5 protein-coding genes are annotated in these 3,378 nt (G+C 70.7%); 3 read left to right on the top strand and 2 right to left on the bottom strand.

The features are described from left to right. Positions 1–287: GNAT family N-acetyltransferase (locus ABD194_RS20310; RefSeq protein ID WP_343994890.1), on the top strand; the 287-nt coding region annotated here is incomplete at its 5' end. An 81-nt stretch (positions 288–368) separates the two neighbouring features. Here ABD194_RS20310 and ABD194_RS20315 read toward each other — a convergent pair. Beyond that, on the bottom strand, positions 369–1,082 hold the full coding sequence (locus ABD194_RS20315; RefSeq protein ID WP_343994892.1) for a thermonuclease family protein: 714 nt from the start codon (positions 1,080–1,082) through the stop codon (positions 369–371). Between the two features lie 277 nt (positions 1,083–1,359). Beyond that, the gene (locus ABD194_RS20320) at positions 1,360–1,641 is read right to left on the bottom strand and encodes a DUF427 domain-containing protein (protein WP_343994895.1); all 282 of its coding nucleotides are present in this window, start codon (positions 1,639–1,641) and stop codon (positions 1,360–1,362) included. Positions 1,642–1,802: 161 nt separating this feature from the next. Here ABD194_RS20320 and ABD194_RS20325 point away from each other — a divergent pair, with 161 nt between their 5' ends. Next, positions 1,803–2,963: a glutathione-independent formaldehyde dehydrogenase gene (locus tag ABD194_RS20325; protein ID WP_343994897.1), complete on the top strand. Its 1,161-nt coding sequence runs from the start codon at positions 1,803–1,805 to the stop codon at positions 2,961–2,963. Between the two features lie 46 nt (positions 2,964–3,009). Beyond that, positions 3,010–3,378 (top strand): four-helix bundle copper-binding protein (locus ABD194_RS20330; protein ID WP_343994899.1); only part of this gene is annotated, 369 nt, incomplete at its 3' end.

A 3,378-nucleotide genomic window follows, 5' to 3' on the forward strand; every position in this document is an offset into this window, starting at 1 on the left:
ACGGCAAGCTCGTCGTCGTGGCCTCGTTCGACGGTGACCGCCTCTGCGGCGCCGGGTCCGCCGCGCCTCGCGGTCGCGTCGCGGAGCTGATGGGCATCGCGGTGCCACCGCGGCACCGGGGTCGCGGGCACGGCACGGCCATCACCCGCTCGCTGGTGGCGACCTGCCGCGAGCGGGGCGTCGACCTGGTCTTCCTCTCGGCAGGGTCGGACGCTGCAGCGGAGATCTACCGCCGTGTCGGCTTCGTCGACCTCGCCACCGCCTGCATCCTCGAGCTCGAGCACTGACCCATGACTGACCCGGCGCCTGCCCTCCGGGACCTTCGCCACGTCAGTGAGTCGCTTGCTGACTCACTGACGTAGCCGCGCTCAGACCTTGGCGGGACGGAAGCCGGCGGCCTCCGCGTCGCCCATCGTCGCGAAGCACTGCTCCGGCTTGGTCACGTCGTAGTACCGGTCGCCGGGCTCGTGGGCGATCATCGAGTCCTCGTTGCCCTTCACCGGATTCGCCTGCGGGCACGGGTACCGGTCACCCGGCCGCGGCCACGCTCCGGTGAGGCCGCTGCCGGCCGCGCCGCCCGCGGAGCTTCCACCGGTGCTGCTGGAGGCCGAACTCGCGCCGGGGTCGGCGCAGGGCGCCTTGGGGCTGGCCGCGTCCGCCCGGACGTATGCCGTCTCGCGAGCGTGGGCGCCGTAGCCGTCCCGCGAGTCGTAGCGCGCGACGGCATACCCCTGCTTGATCTGGCGCAGGCCGGCATCGACGCCGCGGACGTCGACGTAGCGCAGCGAGCGGCCGTAGCGGTCGAGGTCGCTCTGGGCTCCGGGGGTGAGAGTGACGCGCTGGCCCCCGATGAGGCCGCGGAGGTTGCGGGACGTCTCGGCGAAGCCACACTGCCCGACCTCCGGGGTGTCGATGCCGATGAGCCGGACCTTGACGGTCTCCGCGCCGCGGGCGGCCCAGATCGTGTCGCCGTCGACGACCTTCGTCACGGCCCACGTCGCCGCCGCAGCCTTCGTCTCGGCCGCCTTCGCCGCCGCCGCCTTCGCCGCCGCGGCGCGCCGGGAGGCATCTGGTTCCGCCACCGAGGGAGTGCTCGCAGCGTCCGGCGAGCCCGGCAAGTACGTGGCCGTAGCGGTGGCACCTGTCCCGGACAGGGCGGCTTGGTCGGTTCCCCGGACGTTCCCGCTGATCGCGACGAGCCCGACGAAAGCCGCGACCGCGAGAAGTCCGTTGGTCGTGCGCCGGCGCATGCGGTTCCCCTGATCCCCGTTCCCTGGTGACCGGTTCACCGTAGGTCGCCGCCGTTCGCGTGTCCGACGAATGGTGCAAGCAGGACCCGGGGGCCAGGCGAGGCGCGGGTCAGTCGGTGACCGTGACCCCGTGCCAGAAGGTGATGCGGTCCTGGATCGTGGCGGCGGCCTTCTTCGGGGTTGCGTAGTACCAGGCGGCGTCACGGTTGGTCTCGCCGTCGACGATCACCGAGTAGTAGGACGCCTGGCCCTTCCACACGCACGTCGTGTGGGTCTCGCTGTCGACGAGCACGGTGTCGTCGACCGACTCACGAGGGAAGTAGTGGTTGCCCTCGACGACCACGGTGTCGTCGCTCTCGGCGATGACCTTGCCGTTCCAGATCGCGCGCACGCTCGAGCTCCTTCGTCCGGCCCCCGGATGGGGCGTTGAAGGGGAAAACGGTCGAGTGCCCGGATTCCTTCCGTGCGCGATGTGGTCGCTCATCCGTGAGCAGCGGCTCTTTTCGGGTAGTCGACGTGGAGTACGCCACCCCACGAGGAGAGGAAGCACCCATGAAGGCTGTCGTCTTCAAGGCTCCGTACGAGCTGTCCGTCGAGGAGGTCGCCGACCCTCGGGTCGAGGAGCCGCTGGACGCCGTCATCCGGATCACCACGGCCAACATCTGCGGGTCCGACCTGCACCCCTACGAGGGGCGCGCCGAGCTCGAGCCGGGCATGGTGCTGGGACACGAGAACATGGGCGTCGTCGAGGAGGTCGGCCCCGGTGTGAACCGGATCAAGAAGGGCGACCGCGTCTCCGTGCCCTTCAACCTCGCCTGCGGCACGTGCCGCAACTGCACGGCCGGCTGGACCTCCGCCTGCCTGCGAGCCAATCCATCGGGGCAGCCGGGTGCGGGCTACGGCTATCCCAACATGGGGCCGTACTGGGGCGGTCAGGCCGAGTACCTGCGGGTGCCGTGGGCCGACTTCAACCTGCTCCACCTGCCCGAGGGCACGGAGCACGAGAGCGACTTCACGATGCTCTCCGACATCTTCCCCACCGGCTACCACGGCACCGAGCTCGCCCAGGTCGCACCAGGCAAGACGGTCGCGATCTTCGGCGCCGGACCCGTCGGGCTGATGGCCGCCCACAGCGCCGCCATCCGCGGCGCCTCGCAGGTCTTCGTCGTCGACCACCAGCCGGACCGGCTGCGGCTCGCCGAGCAGGCCGGGAGCAAGGTCGGGCTCGAGGTGACGGCCGTCAACGCCGCCGAGACCGACGTCGTCGAGGCGATCATGGACGGCACCGACGGCTTCGGTGTCGACTGCGGCGTGGAGGCGGTCGGCTACCAGGCGCACGACGCGTCCGGTCAGGAGCACCCGGCGATGGTCCTCGACAACCTCGTACAGGTCGTCCGTGCCACCGGGCACCTCGGCGTCGTCGGCGTCTACATGCCTGAGGATCCCGACGCGGCGACCGAGCCGGCCAAGGAGGGGCGCGTCGCGTTCGACTTCGGCTCGGCCTTCACGAAGGGGCTCAGCATCGGCACGGGCCAGTGCCCGGTCAAGCGCTACAACCAGGAGCTGCGCGACCTCATCATCCGCGGCGTCGCGTCGCCGTCGTTCATCGTCTCGCACGAGGTGGCCCTGGACGAGGCGGTGGACGCCTACAAGAAGTTCGACGAGCGCGCCGACGGCTACACCAAGGTGCTGCTCCACCCGGACGCCGCGTAGGACACGCGGCCCGTCCAGCCCACGCCCACGACGGAGGGAGATCGTCATGACCCACACCGAGATGCTGCAGGCCTACCCGAAGGACCTCGGCGCCATCGACGAGGACAAGCTCGCGGACTGCCTGCAGGCGTGCTTCGAGTGTGCCCAGACCTGCACGGCGTGCGCCGACGCCTGCCTGAGCGAGGACATGGTCGCCGAGCTGACGAAGTGCATCCGCACCGATCTCGACTGCGCCGACGTCTGCCTCGCCACCGGCAACGTCCTGTCGCGGCACACCGGCTACGACGCCAACGTCACGCGTGCGGTCCTCGAGGCGTGCGCCACGGTGTGCAAGGCCTGCGCGGACGAGTGCGAGCAGCACGCCGAGATGCACGGCCACTGCCGGATCTGCGCCGAGGCATGCCGTCGGTGCGAG

The sequence above is a fragment of the Terrabacter terrae genome (genome assembly GCF_039529575.1).
In the GTDB taxonomy this organism is placed as follows: domain Bacteria; phylum Actinomycetota; class Actinomycetes; order Actinomycetales; family Dermatophilaceae; genus Terrabacter; species Terrabacter terrae.

What these genes read in the sequence shown, in the direction of transcription:
- ABD194_RS20325 (WP_343994897.1), top strand. Translation starts at nt 1,803, where the DNA reads ATGAAGGCTGTCGTCTTCAAGGCTCCGTACGAGCTGTCCGTCGAGGAG.